The organism is Pseudomonas sp. TE6283 (genome assembly GCF_054060555.1).
Genome location: NZ_JBSSDH010000004.1, coordinates 276,975 through 293,453, shown reverse-complemented (window position 1 = coordinate 293,453; position 16,479 = coordinate 276,975). Strand labels below are relative to the sequence as shown.

Below are 16,479 nucleotides of genomic sequence, written 5' to 3'. Positions count from 1 at the left end.
TATGCAAATGTAAAAAAATATGATGGCACTATGCCTCGTTAGCCGGCAAAATCCATACATTCCCAATGGATTTGAAGGATCGGTTCCAATGACATGGCCAGTCATTCTGAAACTCGACAGCGCAGCCTATTCCCTAAGCGTGGTGCAACGAACCGCTTATGCCTTGGCTGAAACAGTCGCGATTCAGATCGGCATTGAAGCTGACCAGATCAGCCTCACTGCCTTCCCTGCTAAAGCGAAAGTCATCCTGCCTCAGGAGCAGGCGCATTCGCTGATCCTCCAGCATTTAAATGACTTTGCCCTACGTGATCACATCAACCGTGAGACAGCTGGGTTGCGTGAGGTGCTGGCTCGAGCAGCGCTTGCTGGATGCGGAGTTTCGCGGTGACACTGATTGCGACCGACGCTAACGGCTACCGTCTGCTACCCTTTCGCTTCATGCGCCTGAACACCGCAAATGAACGTGACATTTTGCTCACCTCCGATACAGGCGAGTACATGCACGTGAACGACGCGCAGTTGCGGGCCCTCAGTTACTTCGACATAGAAACAGGCACACCTTTCTACAAGGACCTGCTAGCTCGCCATTTCATCTACGAACCGACACGTCACGACCCTTTTCCCGAAATGGCGGCGCAATATCGCAGCCGCAAAGACTTTCTTTTCCAGGGCCCAGCCCTGCACTTGTTCGTTGTAACGCTACGCTGCAACCACACCTGCCAGTACTGCCAAGTTTCGCGCGCACCGCTGGGTGGCTCAGGCCATGACTTATCGGAAGCGGATGCACTCGCTGCTGTTGATCGCTTGTTCGAGTCGAACGCTCCCGCCCTGACAGTGGAGTTTCAGGGCGGCGAGCCACTTCTGGCCTTCGAACGTGTACGCCAGATTGTCGAATGGGTAGCTGCACGAAACTTAGTCGAGCAACGAGATATTCAGTTCGTCATTACCACAACGTTGCACCACCTGACAGACGAAGTACTCGACTTCGCAAAACAGCACCGCATCCAGTTCTCGACGTCCCTCGATGGACCGGCGCCCTTGCACAATGCCAACCGCCCAACGCCTTCACGAGACTCTTACGAGCGCACCGTGGAAGGCATAAAACGGGTCCGTGAGCATCTTGGACACGACGCAGTCTCCGCACTGACAACGTTGACTTCTCGAAGCCTTGAACAGCCTGAAGCTATCATCGACGAATACGTAAAGCAGGGTTTTTCCAGCATTTCACTTAGACCGCTCAGCCCTTACGGGTTTGCTTCCAAGAGTGCACATCGCCTTGACTATCCGATTGAGCAGTACCTGACCTTCTACACGAGGGCGCTGGCCTATCTGCTGAAGATCAACCAGCAAGGAACCTGCCTGTCGGAGAGCTACACCAGCTTGCTGCTGAAGAACATCCTGACGCCCTTCTCATCCGGCTATGTCGACCTGCGCTCACCCGCCGGCGCGGGTACAGCGGCGCTGGTCTACAACTATGACGGTTACGTCTACCCGTCGGACGAGGCTCGGATGCTGCTGGAGATGGGCGAAGACGGTTTAAGGTTGGGCACAGTCCAGCAACCCTTGTCAGAACTTTTGGCCTCACCCGTTATGGAGGCGCTACTTGCCAGTGGCGTCGCGGAGGCATTGCCGGGCTGTTCGGATTGCGCATTGGTTCCCTACTGCGGCGCAGACCCGGTCGAGCATTATGCTCGCCAAGGTGATCCGATCGGACACCGGTTGTTCAGCAGTTTCTGCAAGAAGAACATGGGGCTGTTAAAGCACTTGTTCGCCTTGCTTCGCGATGGAGATGACAACGTCCAAAGGGTACTGCTGTCCTGGTTGAACAGGCGCTCATACAACGATGTTCGCTTCCCAGGCTACAGGGGCTGAGGACGATGCTGCGCAAAGATACCCACTTCGAAATTCAACACCTGAATGAACCAAAGCTGCTCAAGGTCATCACCTTGGATGAGTTCATTGAGCAAGGTGTCGCAGTTTGCGCCGGTGCCGCGCAATTCAATGATTTGCTGCTCTGGCTACCCAACAAAGATCTTGAGCGAAATCCACATCTGGTTTCATTGCCAGTGGGCGGCTTCCTGACCCCAGAGTCACTCACTAGCCCCATCGACAACGGCAGGCTACATCTGCATTCCCCCAAAGACCCGGATGTCGTTCAACCTGGCGATGTCATTGCCATTACCCCTGGCAATGGATTGGTAAGAGTGCTCTATCGACGCGGGTCAGACAGTAACCTGCTGTTCATGACGGATCGTTGCAACAGCCTCTGCCTGATGTGCTCGCAACCGCCTAAAGATATCGATGACCGCTGGCATATCGAGGAAAACCTTCGACTGATCGACCTGATGGATGCAGGCGAGGAAAACCTGGGGATCAGCGGCGGAGAGCCCACACTTTATCGTGATGGCCTGCTTGAGATTCTGGCCAAGTGCAAAACCGTTTTGCCGCAGAAGTCCATACATGTGCTCAGCAATGGACGGCTGTTCAAAGATCCGAGCTGGATCGCAGCCCTCGCGGCCCTAGGCCACCCACAGTTGAGTTGGGGCATCCCGCTGTATGCCGACAACGCAGTCGACCATGACCATGTAGTTCAGTCCCCGGGCGCCTTCAGCGAAACCGTGCAAGGACTCTATAACCTCGCACGCGCTAACCAGATCATTGAGATACGCGTGGTACTCAGTCGCCTGACCACACCACGCTTGCCTGAATTAGCTCACTACGTGTTCAGGAACCTCCCCTTCGTGCGGCACGTTGCGTTGATGGGTATCGAAAGTACTGGTCTGGCCAGAAAGCACTACGAGGAGTTGTGGATTGACCCGCTGGATTATCAAGAGGCATTGAGCCAAACCGCCTATTTCCTCTTCAACCGTGGGATGCCGGTTTCAATCTACAACCTGCCCCTGTGTTTGATCCCACCCCACCTCTCACGATTCGCCCGCCAGAGCATCTCCGACTGGAAAAACCTGTTCATCGATACCTGTCAGCAATGCGCTGCCGTCAAACATTGCTCAGGGTTCTTCAAATCCCACACTGACCGCTGGCAGAGCCGCGGCGTACGACAACTATCGACCGAGGCCTTTAGCGCCTATGCAAGGAGTGCACAGTGAAATTGCTTGACCGCTGGAAAATCCTGATCAGTGGCATCACCTTGTTGCCGATGGCTGGTACCACATTGGCACAGGCGGGCCATACACCGCTTGCCGATGCGAACTGGCAACCAAGCGACAAGCTGCAGCCTCCAGTCTTTGCCGATACGCTCAATGCCGCAGACGCAGTGAACATTTATGCGGCACATCGCTCGCACAGCTCACATCGGTCCCATAGCTCCCACAGTTCCCATTACAGCGGGTCCGGTGGCTATAGCGCGCCTCGTTACTACAGCCCGCCCGCAACGAGCACGCGGAGCTACAGTGCGCCGAGTACTTCGCACAGTACTTCAGGTAGCAATAGCCTTTATCAGTCGACCGGCACTGCTCCCGGAGCGAGCCCGGGTACGTCAAAGACCCGCGCGACCAACGAACAGAAAAGCAACTTGGTCAAGCGCGTACAGACTGCACTTATGGTTCGCCAGTACTATCAAGGCACAATTGATGGGGTCTTGGGCAAGGCTACTCGTGGCGCGTTAATGGCCTTCCAAATGGATAGTGCCCTGACCGTGAATGGCAGGATGGATACACCCACTCTCAATTCACTGGGGATCAAGATTCCATAAAGGCAAGGCTCACCTGACAACCCCGAGCGGGATTACCTTTTGCCCAGCAATTCAGACGCAAAGCTGCTCGATCATCGCCGCGTTATTGTCACGCGCCGATAAAGCTTGGCCACGAGCCTGGAACGGACATGGACGTCAAGGTCATGGTCAAGCAACTCCAGACCGTGGTTCATCCAGGAGGCTTTGTGTCACCGAGGCTACAAAATTCGCTCATTTTAGTAGTCCAGGGACTACAACATTAAAGAGGCGAAGGCACGTTCCGCGAAGGGCAATCGACACCATCGAAATCATCGTGGGAGCGGGCTTGCCCCGCGATGCGGGCGACACGCGGTAGGACACCTGTTGCACGCCTAATTGCAGCTGCAGGACCGCCGTGGATCGTTACACAGGTAAGTCCAAAGAATGATGTCATTCGGACATCATGCCACGCTAATCTAGGAAGACGACCAGCGAACAACAAGGAAGGACGCCATGCAGCACATTACCCAAGTCGATAACACTCTTTGGGCACTGATCAGCCGCTTACAGGGGACGGAGCTGCGAACGCCCTCCAACGCCAGCAACACCCGTTTCAGAATCGCGGCGGTCAACAACGACCACGTAAGGGTGGTAACCGGCACGAACAACAGCTCAATCACCCTGACCCGTGCGGCCTTCCAGCAAACGCTAGATTACCTGGCCAGCAACCGACATTTCGGGGAAGCACACGCAGTGGAGATTCGCTCCAATCTAGCGCCAGAAAACGCCGGCCCGCTCTGCCACGCCGCTCGTCGCCAACCCGATGGCCGTCCAAGCACCGTCGTCATCACCTACATCCTGCCGATACTGGAACACTGCCAGGCTGTCGCCATTCAGCGCGACGCCAGGCCTACCAGCACCTGGCTGGTGCCTTGAGCCCACCCCACCTTGTACGGGGGCACCCGCTCCCTTTACCCGATACACCGTTCAAAAGGTAAGGACACACGATGGCAACCTCAGGAATCGATTGCGACGACGACTTGTTCACCAGCCTCATCAGCGCCACGCCCGAAGAAGTGGACATTCTGGTGGACATCATCACCGACTTCTCCCGGGGCCGCGCCGGCCTGGATGCAGACATCAAGAAGCAGCTGGTACAGGCCAAGCACAGCTCGCGACCGGCGGGCTATACCGAGCAGCAACTTGACCTGCTGGGCCATGAGCTGCAGCAGTTCGGCGGGCATTCGGCCATGAACCTGGCCCGTCGCCTGTTGAAGAAATCGGCGGTGCCCTACGCCGAGATCGTCAACGACGTGTACCAGAAGCTCAACGGCAGCGGCGCAACCAGCGTGGCGGACAAGGAACGCCAAATCGCCCTGGCGCTGTTCGGTGCCGGCTGGCGGGAGCTACCGGCTAGCGAGCGTTTCGAGCGGGCCACCAGCACCAAGGTGCTGACCGGGCTATTCAAACTCGACGAGGCGCTGCCCAAAGGGGCCGCCAGCATGATCGGCCTCTCCGCCTCGCGCAGCGCGGCACTGTTCACCATGGCCGCGACCACCGGATTGCGCCTGAACCCCTTCGGCGCTGCCTTCACAGCCGGCGTGGGCCTGCACAGCAGCGTGGCTGAAGCCTACCGCGTGACCGTGCCCTTCGTTGCCCAGATGGGCTGGATCCGCCTGCGCCGGGAAGCACCCGCCACGCCCCCGGCCACACGCCCCGACACCCAGCCAGTGGCCACCGCTTCCCAGACCACGGCCGATCTGGTGGTCCAGGACGGCCAGGGCGGCACATTGCTCAAGCTCAACGTCGTGCAACGCCCGCCCGCAGGTACCCATCGCTCACTGCCAACCGACCAGATCAGTGCGCTCAACCCGCTGCTGGCCAATGTGCCCGGCCTGGCCGCCATGGGCGAGCTGGCTAGCGGCAACTACGTGGTGTGCAGCCTGCCGTTCGAGACACTGACCAAGAACGCCAACGGCGACGGCAGCGTCCGGGCCTTCGTGCGTACCGGCGGCAAGATCAGTGAACAGGCCAGCCTGTCACTGCCTGAAGACCTGCAGAACGTGCTGCTCAGTGGCGTGGTGTGGAACGCGGTGTCCTCGGCGGTGGGCCAGAAGCACTTGCACGACATCAACGAGAAGCTGGACGCCATCAAGCGTCAACTGGATGCCGTGCAGCACGATCTGGACGAAAAACAGTGGGAAGAGCTGACCGGGATGTTCGAGTACACCCAAGGCGTGCTCGATCACTATCCGCAAGAAGGCATCGACAGCATTGCCCGCCAGACACTTGAGAATCAACATAGCCAGATCACCTCCCTGGCCAAATACTTCGATCGCAAGATGAACGAAGAACTGAAGCACGCCCAAGATGTGCAGGCTGACAGATTGTTCGGCGTGGACAGCACCCGCCAGGCATTGCTGGGCAGCCTGACGAAGATGGAGGGTTGGGTCAGCGGTTACCTGCAAACCGCACAGCTGCAGGTGGTCAGTTGTGCCTTGCGCTACCTGGCCGAGCCACTGCAACGCTATCGCACCCAGGCGGCCAAGGCTCTCGAAAGTCTCGGCCAACTGGAGGAAATCGATAACCAGAGCCGCAGCATCTACAACTCGCAGATGGAACTGACCAGTTCACGCATGTTCAGCCTCGACGCCTCGCTGAAACAAAGCTTCACGGCGCAACTGGACGGCCTGAGCAGCGTCTTGGCCCAAGGCCCGCGGGACACCCAGCAACTGCAGCAGTCGCTGTTCGATCAAGGGGAGCGTCAGGTACTGCTGCGCTATGAGAACGGACAGATCGCCGAAGCCCAACTGCTGGAGCGGGCAATCTGAGGGCGGCCAACGTAGCCTTTGGTATAAGCGGAACGGGGGATGGCACAATCAGGGCCGGGGGCGTGAGTGTGCAGAAGTTGTCTGCTGACGATCACGCTCTCAACCTTCGAACAGCACGGTGCACTTGCGATTCGCTTGTGCCCGTGCCCGAAGATCAGCCATGCGACTCAGCAACGATGCAGGGATGGGCTGGAGACGTTCCGGGTTCTCGGTAATGTCCGTGTGCACAAGCTCAAGAATGGCTTTTTCGGCCTCCTGCGCTTCGCATTCGATGGCCAGAAGTTCCACGTTCACCCTTGATTTGGACATGTTTTGCTCCTTCATCCGAACTATGCGACAACTGCCGCATGTGCGGTCTGACCAAGGGAATGTACAGCAGAATGACTTGAGGGAAATGAGGCACAAGCCCACCGTTACATGTTTCAGAACGGGACTACATGCCCATTGCCGATCGATCGGCCCAGGCGCTCGCTCTAAACCGCACCTGAACGCCGCAGGCCTTTAGCCATTAGCACAACCGCCCTAATCGACCCTACTCACCCAGCACTCGTATAGTCCCCTCTGGATTACAAAAACCAGGAAAGGACTCCATGGGTCACAAACTTCCACCCCTCTGCCAATGGCTGGCCATCCTGGCCCTCACCTGCAGCACCCCAGCCCTGGCCGCCCCTGCCTCAGGCGACTACTGGATCATCTACGGCAAAGGCGAACGCCTGCACAACGAGGTCTACGTCGCCGATGCCGCCGGCATCCTGCAAAAGCCCGGCGGCGTGCAATCGGCCCAGGTCATGCAGCTGTTCGAAGACCCGGCCTTCCCGACCCTCGCCGCCTACGAGGTGCAGGTCAAATGCAAACAGCGCCAGATCCGCCTGGACAGCGCCCGGGCGATACGTCGCTTCGACGGCGCCGTGCGCGATGTGAAAACCAACGCCAAAGACTGGGCCGCACCAAAGGACTACTGGCTGCAGCGCACCTTCGCCTTCGTCTGCGCCCCCGACAACCGCGCGCGCAACCAGATGCTGTCGATCGGCAAGATGCCGGCGGCGAAGATGGTCGCCACCATCCAGGCCATGTTCATCCAGTTGATTGGCGTCCAGGCCAACAGCCAGGCGGTGCAGGAGCTGGACGACATGCTGGCGAACACCCCACGATGAGCACGCGTCCTCTGCTGGTCCTTAGCCTGTTGCTGCCGACGCTGGCCGGCTGCATCCCGACCCTGCCGGAGCTGATGGCGGGCAACCAATGGCAAGGGCGCGACGCCAAGCAGGCCATCGACTTCTTCGGCCCGCCCATGCGCATGGAGCCGCTACCCAACGGCGCTGGGGTGCAGTTGGGCTGGTACCGCGATACCACCTACGTGCAAAAGGAGGTGGTCGGCAGCACCGCCGAGATGCAAGGCAACGTGATGGTCCATACCAACTACTGGGACGACGTGGCCCATCCTGGCGGCTGCACGATCCTGATGTCGGTGAACAAGGCGCGGCAGATCAACGATTTCTCCACCAAGGGGCGCTGTAACGGCGTGAACCTGGCGCCATAGCGACAAGGCGAAACACAAATCCTGTGGGAGCGGGCTTGCCCGCGAACACCGGCGCAGCCGGTGCCATCCACCACATGGCCTGCTTCGTAGCGACCTAGGGGCCTACCCTACCAAACCAACCCCGCTCAACGCCGCGGTATCCGATCCTGCTCAGCCACCGTGCCATTTAGTCGCCTGAGCATGGCCATCAGATTCCCATGCAACCCCGTACGCGTAGGCCTACGCCCAGCCAGTTGCTGCTGGATCAAGTAGCCCGGACCGTTGTAGACCTCTTCAAACGTGCCGTCCCGGTTCATGCGAATACCGAGGTAATAGTCAGGCACGTGATGCACGGGGAATGTCAGGGTGGTGCCGAAGGTGGTCTTGATTTGCACATTACGCCCCGCATCACACACCGCATCGTGATGCTTGGTGAGCCCGTCATTGAGCGTCAGCCTGTACGCAAGACTCGCCACCACCTCGCCGATATCGCCGACCAACCTGCCGTCCAGGGTAAAAGGCTTGCCAGGATAGGCAGCCTGCAGTTGCCCAACAGCGGCGAATAGATCGTGCAGTGCGTTTTTGATCTTCGGTTCAATGGTCGCATCCATGGGCGGGCCTATAGCTGAATACGGTGTCGTCGGCGGTACAGCGCACAACGTTGCTCGGTAGCGCTGGACTAGTGCAGCTGAATATTCCCTCACAACGTCAGAATGGGAAAGCGCCCAGGCAATATTGCCTGGGCGATTTACTCAATCGCTATTCGGCCGGCAAACGAACCGTCAGCCCATGATTCACATCCTGGGCCAACGCCTTGGCCATGCCACTTAGGTAATGCACCGCCGTCAGCAGCGTAGGCAGATGATCAGTCTCCACCATCGCCAGATCACTGATCTTGTGCACCGCACACATCAGCACGGTCGCCTGCTCCACCGCATGGTCCAGCGGATGCCCCGCCACCACGCGGAACAGCGGGGCTTGCACCCCCACCTGCGCGCCTTCGCCGAAATGCCCGACGCCGGTGGTGGCGAGTTTCTTGATGCGCGGGATTTGCAATTCCTTATCCATGCCATTCCTCCTGCGGCCCCGCGAACGACGCGGGGCCTGATCGGTGAACATCAAGTGCGAGCCAAGGCTCGCCAGGTCAGTGCCGGGATTGCACGCGACTCAGCGCCACTTCCACCAGGGTGCGGGCGCTGTCGATTTCGTGCATGGCAGCGAGGGTCAGGACCTGCCCTGGGGGTTTGGCGTGGAGCAGGACGGTCTGCTGACTGACGGTCAGGGCGCAGACGAGGTATTCGGAGATCTGGACCAAGAGGTCCTCGAGGGTGTGGGTGGTGTATTTGTCGTGTTGGGGTGGATCGGGGACGATCTTTAGCATGTTGTTTCTCCGTCTCGGTGGAGCCACCACACCCTGCTGTCAAACAGAGGGTGGCAGCTGTACGTGGGTTGACAGGCCGAGGAGACGAAGAAAACCCGGCGCACACGAGGTGCCCCACGTACAGCCGCCATAACGGCTTGCTACGAGACTTCGTTCTACCTGCGGCCTGTCAAAGCCGATCGCTGGATTGGTAGCGACTTGGCGAGACTAGACGGCTGGTGGGCGAGCGGCAACAGGCTGTAAGGCGGTAGGAGTATGTTTCGGAAAGGGACTACAGAGAAGAGGGAAAGTCCGATTCCTCGATACAATTCAAGGGGATTCTCGAGTTTGGGAGCGTCAATTTTTTGTGTTCAGGCAGTTTAAGCCCCCTGGCAGTTGGGGTCCCGCAAGCGACAACCGTCGCCTAACTCAATGTCTCAATTTTGACAGCACCATCGGGCCCCTGTAGCGTACACATCCCTCGCCGCTCCTGTATGATTCGCCCACCACAGGCGAGCCACCTCTGTCTATTGCCTCCGTCACAGCCAATGGCCCCCTATGCTGAGAAAGCTGGCACGCCGGCCTCATTTTCATTTATCAGTTTGAGCCCAATGATCGATCCTATCCTTGTACAGATTCGCCAATGCATTGAGACCCGGGGGTTGAGCCTCCAAGAGGCTGCCGCCTCCATAGGAATCGGCACATCTGCGCTTGAGCGGCACCTTTCTGGCGAATACGTCCGCAGTGACTCGCTAGCAAAGTACCGGCTCTGGCTTGACGGATCAGTATCTAATCAAGCTCAGCCACAGCAACGAGATCCAGCTGACAAGACCGCCACCCAAACGGCCAATGAGCTTCCCGATCAGATGATTGAAATGAGCTCACTAGAAATTGCCCCCAAACGGCCGTTGAACGTGGTGGATCTTTTTTGTGGCTGTGGCGGCATGTCGCTAGGTTTTGAACGACTCAAGGATGGGCGTATCTACCGGGTCGCCATGGCACTGGACATCGAAGCTCCTATGGTCCGGGTGTTCAATGACAACCACCCTTCCCCGTCTGGGGCTTTGCCTATCGCACGGCAAAGTGATATCACAGACTTCATGAGTGAAGCCGAGATTCAAGGCTACTACTTGGACCATCTCGCCCGTACGACCGGCGATACAACACTCACGAACGAGCTATCTGAGCTTGCCAAGGGAGGCATACCTGGCCTCAGAAAACACCTTAGAGAAATCGACCAGAATTTTCTGGATGAGCTGGCTTCCCGGAGGATCGCGCCTGAGTATGTTGCAACGATCAGAAAACTAGGCTCTGCCGTTCTGGGGCAGACCTCAGTTTCGGGCTTTCATAATGCAACCAAATTGCCGAACAGCGGCACTTCATATCCTAAGCTTGGTCCTCTAATTTGGCATCACGATGGCGAAATTCCCAGCACTGCAAAGATTTCGAACAACCACCTTTTAGACGAAAAGCTCATCCGGGGATGCCGCACACGGATGCGCAAGCTCTGGGACAATGAAATCGAAAAGCTCTCGACGAGAGCTACAGGCGCTGGACGCGGCCAGCTAGCTTCCGCTGCCGAGCGGATCAATCGGTTTCTGGAGTTTCTTGATACTGCCTCTATGCGAAGCATCCGCTCTCTGTGGATTGATTGGCGTGCAACTCGTGAGGCTGTGAGAACATCCTTCTTTGAAGATCCACTTGTTCGCTCCCAGCTACGCTCCATCTACGAAGATGGAAGACAGGTAGCAGTGTTACTAGGTGGCCCCCCCTGCCAGGGTTTCAGCCGTATTGGGCGAGGCAAAATACGCAGCCTGCGCGAACAAAGCGTCCACGTACACGAAGATGAAGACTCCGTCGATAGCCGCAACCAGCTGATGCATCAGTACGTTCTTTTCGTAGCTGCGCTTGCTCCTCAAGCTTTTCTGTTTGAAAACGTGCGCCACTTTCAGGCAGTTGTGAAGTCTGAAGGCATCGAATTTGATGCGGCGGATATTTTAGCGGAAGCGATCGAATCGGTATCTACCCGAGGGCTTGGCTACGCCGTGTCTCGGCGAATCGTTGTGGCCTCCCAGCATGCAGTACCTCAGGCGCGTGAGCGCTTCGTCATGGCCGGAGTGCGAAAAGACCTGAATCAGAAACTCCCAGGGGCCGAGGCAGCCTCTTGGTGCCTATCATTGCAGCGTCGCGAACCGGTCCCTTTGCAGGTTGCCCTTGAAGGACTACCCGAGCCCGAATTCAGTAATCAGGAGTCACAGCAGTCCACTCTGGCAAAATATGAAGATTTTCAGACGATAATCTCCCCTGACGGCAACCAGGCCAGTGATGTTTTCAGAAATTGGGCGTTTCGTGGGAAATCAGTCGACGCACATATTGCTCGCCCTCCAAGACCGGATGACGCTGCGTTTTTCGCACTTATGGGACCCGGAAAACGGTGGATGGACTATCGCTGTGATGATACACCCACCCTTCAAAAAATTTCCTCTGCCCTGATCTCAATTCGGGACGCCTTGGAGACCTCGCCCGATCTCAGTTCTCGACTAGGAATTTCAGAAGAAGAGGTTAAAAGCCTTTCCGAAATCGTTGACGGATCTCTCAGTCTTCGCTTGCTTCTAGAGAAAATCCCGCCGCATCCGGGAGAGCTTCAGCATCATCTTTTAACAGCAACCTATCTACGCAAGCGTGAAGGTTCTCATGGCGACTGGCTCTCACGCATGGACCCAGCACAACCATCGAAGACCATAGTTAGCCATATGGCTAAAGACACATACGCATTCGTTCACCCGTTTCGCCCCCGCACGCTATCCGTTCGGGAAGCTGCTCGGGTCCAATCATTTCCTGATGACTACCGGTTTGGAAGTGTCGGTCTCGTCGATGGGTTTAGAGTTGTAGGTAATGCTGTTCCACCTTTGCTGAGCTTACAATTTGCCGAACGCGTTGCCCAAGTTCTTGCATCGGCTCATGCACATCTAAATGACATTGAGACTGCCCATTCGCAAGATTCACAACCCGAACAGCTTGCCATCTACTGAGCTGCTAAGCGAACTAGAGCGGAGCCTGCTTCGCAGTAAAAACATGGCCAAAATCAGGAGTCGTGACACGACTCCTGAAATTCGGCTACGCAAAGCCTTATGGAGAAATGGACTCAGGTACCGAGTTCACCTTAGGGTGGAGGGCACACGACCAGACATCGTCTTCACGTCCTGTAAACTCGCAGTCTTTGTCGATGGCTGTTTTTGGCATGGATGCCCACAGCACTACGCAATGCCCCGCTCTAAAAGGGCATTTTGGTCAGAAAAGCTGGCTACGAATACCAATAGGGACCGCTCTCAGACCCTTCACTTGATGTCCACTGGCTGGCGTGTCATGCGTTTCTGGGAGCATGAAATTGAAGCCGAACCAGACCGGGTGGCGACAGAGATTATTACTGCCTACAAGAAGCCAGTTAACCCATTCAAAAATAGATGTATGGTTACCCATGTAGAGCCTGCCAATTCAGATGGAAGCCTGGAACTGTGGACTATTGAAAGCCTTACAGGGAGCGAAGAAAGCTCTCAAGAGATACGCCGAAGAACACCCCGCAAGTAATTCCTAATCAGAAAATATCCTTTCAAGCACGTGAAAAATCGCGGCATAACCAATCTCTCGGACGTTAGCACTACGACTGATTAAGCTCTCTATATCAACACCTACGAGGTGAACCCGAGCAACACTTTCTGGATCTTGGTAAGCTTTCGTCCAACCTGGTGACATCCAAGGCGCCCAGGGCACTAGGATCAAAGCATTTTTCACTTTATATCGTGAAAGATAGGCATAGATCTGATAAAGATCCTCTCTTGTGACACCATGCCCAGCAGCTGACTCCTGTACTCGTTTCCACTTTGCATCTGCAACTGCAATATGCCTCCCTCCCCTCTCAAATACATAGTCAGGTTTAAGACGGACAATCCCACGCCCATCATTGCAGTCAGACAGGAGAAAAAACTGTTCACTGCGGCGACTCAAATTAATGCCAGTCCCACTCACAATTAAAGCGAGAATCTTCCGCAGAGCCCTTTCATATAGATGCGCTAAGGGAAATAGCAGTGAGAATGCCTCATTACTGCCCCCAAAAGTAGGATCTGGAGATTGCCCCACATGTAACAGCCTACCTATAGCAAGCGTTTTCGACCAGCGCGCCTCGTATCTAGAAAGGACAATAGTATCCAAATAGCTAGATTTTAAAGGTATGCTCTTTACCTGCGAGAGGTTATCCAAAATCTCACCTAGCCGCTGCCGATTCACACCATTTCTTGCTATTGGGTGCAAGTGCAGGGCAATACTCTTGACGGCCTGAGCAAGTCGGTTATCCACTCCAAGCGGAGAATGGCGTACAGGCACCATAGCCTTTCCAAGCGGACGAGTAGAAAGCCGCGTGAAGTCGATACGTCCACGCAATCGATGAACGTCTTCGCATCTTTCTTCATATCGCCTGGGAATCCCCTCCCTCAATGCCGAAGCCATTTCAATAGCAACTTCGGAGATCATGATTTCCAGCGGATCAAGAGCGGCTGCCCGCACATCAGCATTCCGCGGATGGAGATTACTTATATAACCAGCAGAGCGCATCAGGTTCAGCAAAAATATCTTATCGCGATGCACTTCGTCACTGTCAAGCTTTGGCAAAATATTGATCCGCAGCTGCCCAACTTGGACACTCCCAACAGCTTCACCGGCATGCAGCACACCTCTTTTCCAGCGAAATGCTGTGAACGGAGCATCGGCCGTAATACGCATCAACCGGTCGGCCATTTGGCGATGGTCGACGCCTGCTGGAAACGGGATAGGCATACCTTCCCAAGTAGTAATATTAGGCAAGAGCGCATCCTGTCCGCGAACTATTCACCTGCTGTTAGGGCAACCACAAACTGCCGAAATCGCTCCGAATCCCAGTCACTGCCGACAGGATCCCACCAACGAGCATAGGTCAATGATTGAGCCTCTGAAAACTCATACTCATCGGGTAAGCGAGCAAAAAATTGTGGGTCTCGCGGAGGTGCCTCAAACAGAGTAATGTTCTCGCTTCCGACTCTAGTTTCACCTGCTATAGCCCGCACGCGACTCAAGTCATCATGAAAATATTCCGCCAGAGTCGGCAGGATGTTCGCTTTGAAAACGTGAGCCAAAGCTCGGAGGTGGCCATCAGGGCTCTCAGCCCATGACATTGTCGAACGGATAGCATCGAGTCGCGCCTCCATTAAAAAAGCATGACCAAATTCGTAGCCACCACCAAGCAAAATAGTTACCCGATTATTGATTCTATTTAGTAAAGCACAAACATCAACACCATCGTAATTATCTGGTAATAAGTCGGGCTCTGCGGGTATAAGGGCAAACTCAAATCGACGCCGCATAGCAAAGTCCAACGCTGTCAGCGATCGATCCACAGTATTCATTGTACCGACTATCGATACATTGGCAGGAACCGAGAAAAGGGACTTCGAGTAAGGTAACCAGACCTTCTTCTCTTCTAGCATCCCCTCACGCTTGTCAGTCTCAATCAGCGTCAACAACTCACCGAAAACCCGGGAAGGTTCTGCCCGGTTGATTTCATCAATCACAAGCACAACTGGACTTCCAGCTGTTGACTCTGTTGCCAACAATTCGCGAAGCCTCCTTACAACCGATCCATAATGAGAAGCATTACTTAGATCAGAACTCGAAAACATGCGGCTTCGTGCGGCAATTATTTTCCGAACAACCGCCCCCACACGGGTAGTTTCGGTCTCATTTTGATCACGCTGAGGCTCTGGCACATCGGAATCATTCGGATCTATACCATACTCGGCCAGATTAAGAAGACTCTTCCCCGGGATGGAGAAAATTTGAGGCGGATAACCCATGGCAAGGACACGATCAATCACATATCTAGGAACGTACTTATCAATAGTGGAAGCGACTTCATCAGATCGATTAGGAGTAACACGAACTACCCAGCCGCCGGCGTCCTTGTCCACCACAATCCCTGCTGGACGCCCCATACCATCACTAAGCTGCTCTCCAATCTGTAAATCAGTTTCGAACCTGGCTCGCAAACAGAGAGACTTGAAAGGCCCATCAACGACTCGATAAGCCAACTGACCTGTATCATCGACTACGGGTCGGTATCCCTCCACAAAATCTTCGTAAGAGTAGCTTGGGTGGAAGGTCACCCAGAGAATTCGACCGTCAGCAACCAAGCTGTCATGAAGCGAACGTAACTTCGAGTCAGGATCCACTTCCTCAAGAGCCTCAGCATAAAGCTTAGGCTCCACAGCCTTAACAGCCTCGCGAGCTGCACGCCATGTCTTACCAGTCCCAGGAGGACCGTACAGAATCTTCATCGTTGCCGCGGTCAATTTTACTCTCCTCAATCCATTCTGCTGCTCAGTTCATCCCTTGCCGAGACAGACTATCTCCTTGGCATCGATCAGCCAGAAGAGTGCCGATTTTACCAATATTCGCTCGCTAGCAGCATAGCGTTAAATCGGCCGACGCACAAAATCCCCATTGATGAGGATGCAGGAAAAGCCTATAAAATCGGGAACATTTTACGGTTTCATGTGAGCTACGCTAAGAGCTTGCATATGAGCCAAGCACTGCTATGTAGAGAGGTAACGGTGCACTAACTAGGAAAAGCGCGGCCTTGTTTACTATAATTTAGTTTTTGAGAAAAACTATCATGATTTCTGCGAGTTTCTTTTGACTCATCGCAGTTATTGCGTTCACGATTACTGCTGAACGACATTTCTACCATTTCACCTCACACTAGCAACGACCGATTAAGCCACCTTGCGCACACAATAAAAACCTCTATTCCAAGCAACCATAACCCCAATGAAAATGGCGAAACCAAAATAAAACCGCCATAAACGGCTAAACCACCCGAAGGTGGTTTAGTTTTTTCAAATAATGGTCGGGACGGAGTGATTCGAACACTCGACCCCTTGCACCCCATGCAAGTGCGCTACCGGGCTGCGCTACGCCCCGACAAGGCGGTTCTCAATGTTGCCGAGAACGAGAAGAAATGTACCCTAACCTTTTGATTAATGGAAGCTTTTTTTCAAAAAACTTTCCACCC

At 55.3% G+C, this 16,479-nt stretch carries 16 protein-coding genes and 1 tRNA gene; 10 read left to right on the top strand and 7 right to left on the bottom strand.

Annotation, left to right across the window (positions count from 1 at the left end; all coding sequences use genetic code 11):
* Window positions 1-88 precede the first annotated feature (88 nt).
* From hxsD to ACVWZ5_RS08660, 6 genes are all read left to right on the top strand, one after another.
* A complete protein-coding gene (gene hxsD, locus ACVWZ5_RS08685) occupies window positions 89-388 on the top strand; it encodes a His-Xaa-Ser system protein HxsD (RefSeq protein ID WP_186600690.1) in 300 nt (99 codons plus the stop codon).
* A complete protein-coding gene (hxsB, locus tag ACVWZ5_RS08680) occupies window positions 385-1,872 on the top strand; it encodes a His-Xaa-Ser system radical SAM maturase HxsB (RefSeq protein ID WP_457340555.1) in 1,488 nt (495 codons plus the stop codon). Before hxsD ends, hxsB begins: the two co-directional genes overlap by 4 nt.
* 5 nt (window positions 1,873-1,877) lie before the next feature.
* Window positions 1,878-3,107, top strand: coding sequence for a His-Xaa-Ser system radical SAM maturase HxsC (gene hxsC / locus ACVWZ5_RS08675; protein ID WP_457340554.1), 1,230 nt, complete (start codon window positions 1,878-1,880; stop codon window positions 3,105-3,107).
* Window positions 3,104-3,712 (top strand): His-Xaa-Ser repeat protein HxsA, encoded by a 609-nt coding sequence (hxsA, locus tag ACVWZ5_RS08670; protein ID WP_036986456.1) that lies wholly within the window; start codon window positions 3,104-3,106, stop codon window positions 3,710-3,712. The genes hxsC and hxsA overlap by 4 nt, the downstream gene beginning before the upstream one ends.
* A gap of 471 nt (window positions 3,713-4,183) precedes the next feature.
* Window positions 4,184-4,606, top strand: a complete 423-nt coding sequence (locus ACVWZ5_RS08665; RefSeq protein ID WP_457340553.1) for a hypothetical protein — start codon at window positions 4,184-4,186, stop codon at window positions 4,604-4,606.
* A 71-nt stretch (window positions 4,607-4,677) separates the two neighbouring features.
* Window positions 4,678-6,501 carry a hypothetical protein gene (locus tag ACVWZ5_RS08660; RefSeq protein WP_457340552.1) on the top strand — a complete coding sequence of 608 codons (1,824 nt, stop codon included), beginning with the start codon at window positions 4,678-4,680 and terminating at the stop codon, window positions 6,499-6,501.
* A gap of 99 nt (window positions 6,502-6,600) precedes the next feature.
* On the opposite strand, the gene ACVWZ5_RS08655 is transcribed toward ACVWZ5_RS08660, so the two are convergent.
* Window positions 6,601-6,810 (bottom strand): AbrB/MazE/SpoVT family DNA-binding domain-containing protein, encoded by a 210-nt coding sequence (locus ACVWZ5_RS08655; protein ID WP_028692034.1) that lies wholly within the window; start codon window positions 6,808-6,810, stop codon window positions 6,601-6,603.
* 281 nt (window positions 6,811-7,091) lie between these two features.
* Between ACVWZ5_RS08655 and ACVWZ5_RS08650 the strand changes: the two genes are divergently transcribed.
* Window positions 7,092-7,655, top strand: coding sequence for a hypothetical protein (locus tag ACVWZ5_RS08650; protein ID WP_028692035.1), 564 nt, complete (start codon window positions 7,092-7,094; stop codon window positions 7,653-7,655).
* Window positions 7,652-8,041 carry a hypothetical protein gene (locus ACVWZ5_RS08645; RefSeq protein WP_301143550.1) on the top strand — a complete coding sequence of 130 codons (390 nt, stop codon included), beginning with the start codon at window positions 7,652-7,654 and terminating at the stop codon, window positions 8,039-8,041. The genes ACVWZ5_RS08650 and ACVWZ5_RS08645 overlap by 4 nt, the downstream gene beginning before the upstream one ends.
* A gap of 125 nt (window positions 8,042-8,166) precedes the next feature.
* Here ACVWZ5_RS08645 and ACVWZ5_RS08640 read toward each other — a convergent pair whose 3' ends face one another.
* The 3 genes from ACVWZ5_RS08640 to ACVWZ5_RS08630 form a co-directional block, all read right to left on the bottom strand.
* Window positions 8,167-8,631 (bottom strand): DUF6998 domain-containing protein, encoded by a 465-nt coding sequence (locus tag ACVWZ5_RS08640; RefSeq protein ID WP_046856063.1) that lies wholly within the window; start codon window positions 8,629-8,631, stop codon window positions 8,167-8,169.
* A 148-nt stretch (window positions 8,632-8,779) separates the two neighbouring features.
* Complete coding sequence (locus ACVWZ5_RS08635) at window positions 8,780-9,088, bottom strand: DUF3077 domain-containing protein (RefSeq protein WP_457340551.1); 309 nt, start codon at window positions 9,086-9,088, stop codon at window positions 8,780-8,782.
* A gap of 76 nt (window positions 9,089-9,164) precedes the next feature.
* A complete protein-coding gene (locus ACVWZ5_RS08630) occupies window positions 9,165-9,401 on the bottom strand; it encodes a hypothetical protein (RefSeq protein ID WP_069017822.1) in 237 nt (78 codons plus the stop codon).
* A 590-nt stretch (window positions 9,402-9,991) separates the two neighbouring features.
* Here ACVWZ5_RS08630 and ACVWZ5_RS08625 point away from each other — a divergent pair.
* Window positions 9,992-12,412 carry a DNA cytosine methyltransferase gene (locus ACVWZ5_RS08625; protein ID WP_457340550.1) on the top strand — a complete coding sequence of 807 codons (2,421 nt, stop codon included), beginning with the start codon at window positions 9,992-9,994 and terminating at the stop codon, window positions 12,410-12,412.
* Entirely contained in the window at window positions 12,354-12,968 is a 615-nt protein-coding gene (locus ACVWZ5_RS08620; RefSeq protein WP_457340549.1) for a very short patch repair endonuclease, read from the top strand. Before ACVWZ5_RS08625 ends, ACVWZ5_RS08620 begins: the two co-directional genes overlap by 59 nt.
* Before the next feature lie 3 nt (window positions 12,969-12,971).
* Here the strand turns inward: ACVWZ5_RS08620 and ACVWZ5_RS08615 are convergent, their stop codons facing one another.
* The 3 genes from ACVWZ5_RS08615 to ACVWZ5_RS08605 all read right to left on the bottom strand — a co-directional run bounded on the left by ACVWZ5_RS08615 (window position 12,972) and on the right by ACVWZ5_RS08605 (window position 16,388).
* Window positions 12,972-14,237, bottom strand: coding sequence for an McrC family protein (locus ACVWZ5_RS08615; protein WP_457340548.1), 1,266 nt, complete (start codon window positions 14,235-14,237; stop codon window positions 12,972-12,974).
* 20 nt (window positions 14,238-14,257) lie between these two features.
* Complete coding sequence (locus ACVWZ5_RS08610) at window positions 14,258-15,757, bottom strand: McrB family protein (protein ID WP_457340547.1); 1,500 nt, start codon at window positions 15,755-15,757, stop codon at window positions 14,258-14,260.
* 554 nt (window positions 15,758-16,311) lie between these two features.
* Window positions 16,312-16,388: transfer RNA gene (locus tag ACVWZ5_RS08605), tRNA-Pro, on the bottom strand.
* Window positions 16,389-16,479: the final 91 nt, after the last annotated feature.

Coding starts and splice junctions, on each gene's coding strand:
- hxsD (WP_186600690.1), top strand. CDS start 89: ATGACATGGCCAGTCATTCTGAAACTCGACAGCGCAGCCTATTCCCTA.
- hxsC (WP_457340554.1), top strand. CDS start 1,878: ATGCTGCGCAAAGATACCCACTTCGAAATTCAACACCTGAATGAACCA.
- ACVWZ5_RS08665 (WP_457340553.1), top strand. CDS start 4,184: ATGCAGCACATTACCCAAGTCGATAACACTCTTTGGGCACTGATCAGC.
- ACVWZ5_RS08660 (WP_457340552.1), top strand. CDS start 4,678: ATGGCAACCTCAGGAATCGATTGCGACGACGACTTGTTCACCAGCCTC.
- ACVWZ5_RS08655 (WP_028692034.1), bottom strand. CDS start 6,810: ATGTCCAAATCAAGGGTGAACGTGGAACTTCTGGCCATCGAATGCGAA.
- ACVWZ5_RS08650 (WP_028692035.1), top strand. CDS start 7,092: ATGGGTCACAAACTTCCACCCCTCTGCCAATGGCTGGCCATCCTGGCC.
- ACVWZ5_RS08645 (WP_301143550.1), top strand. CDS start 7,652: ATGAGCACGCGTCCTCTGCTGGTCCTTAGCCTGTTGCTGCCGACGCTG.
- ACVWZ5_RS08640 (WP_046856063.1), bottom strand. CDS start 8,631: ATGGATGCGACCATTGAACCGAAGATCAAAAACGCACTGCACGATCTA.
- ACVWZ5_RS08635 (WP_457340551.1), bottom strand. CDS start 9,088: ATGGATAAGGAATTGCAAATCCCGCGCATCAAGAAACTCGCCACCACC.
- ACVWZ5_RS08630 (WP_069017822.1), bottom strand. CDS start 9,401: ATGCTAAAGATCGTCCCCGATCCACCCCAACACGACAAATACACCACC.
- ACVWZ5_RS08625 (WP_457340550.1), top strand. CDS start 9,992: ATGATCGATCCTATCCTTGTACAGATTCGCCAATGCATTGAGACCCGG.
- ACVWZ5_RS08620 (WP_457340549.1), top strand. CDS start 12,354: ATGACATTGAGACTGCCCATTCGCAAGATTCACAACCCGAACAGCTTG.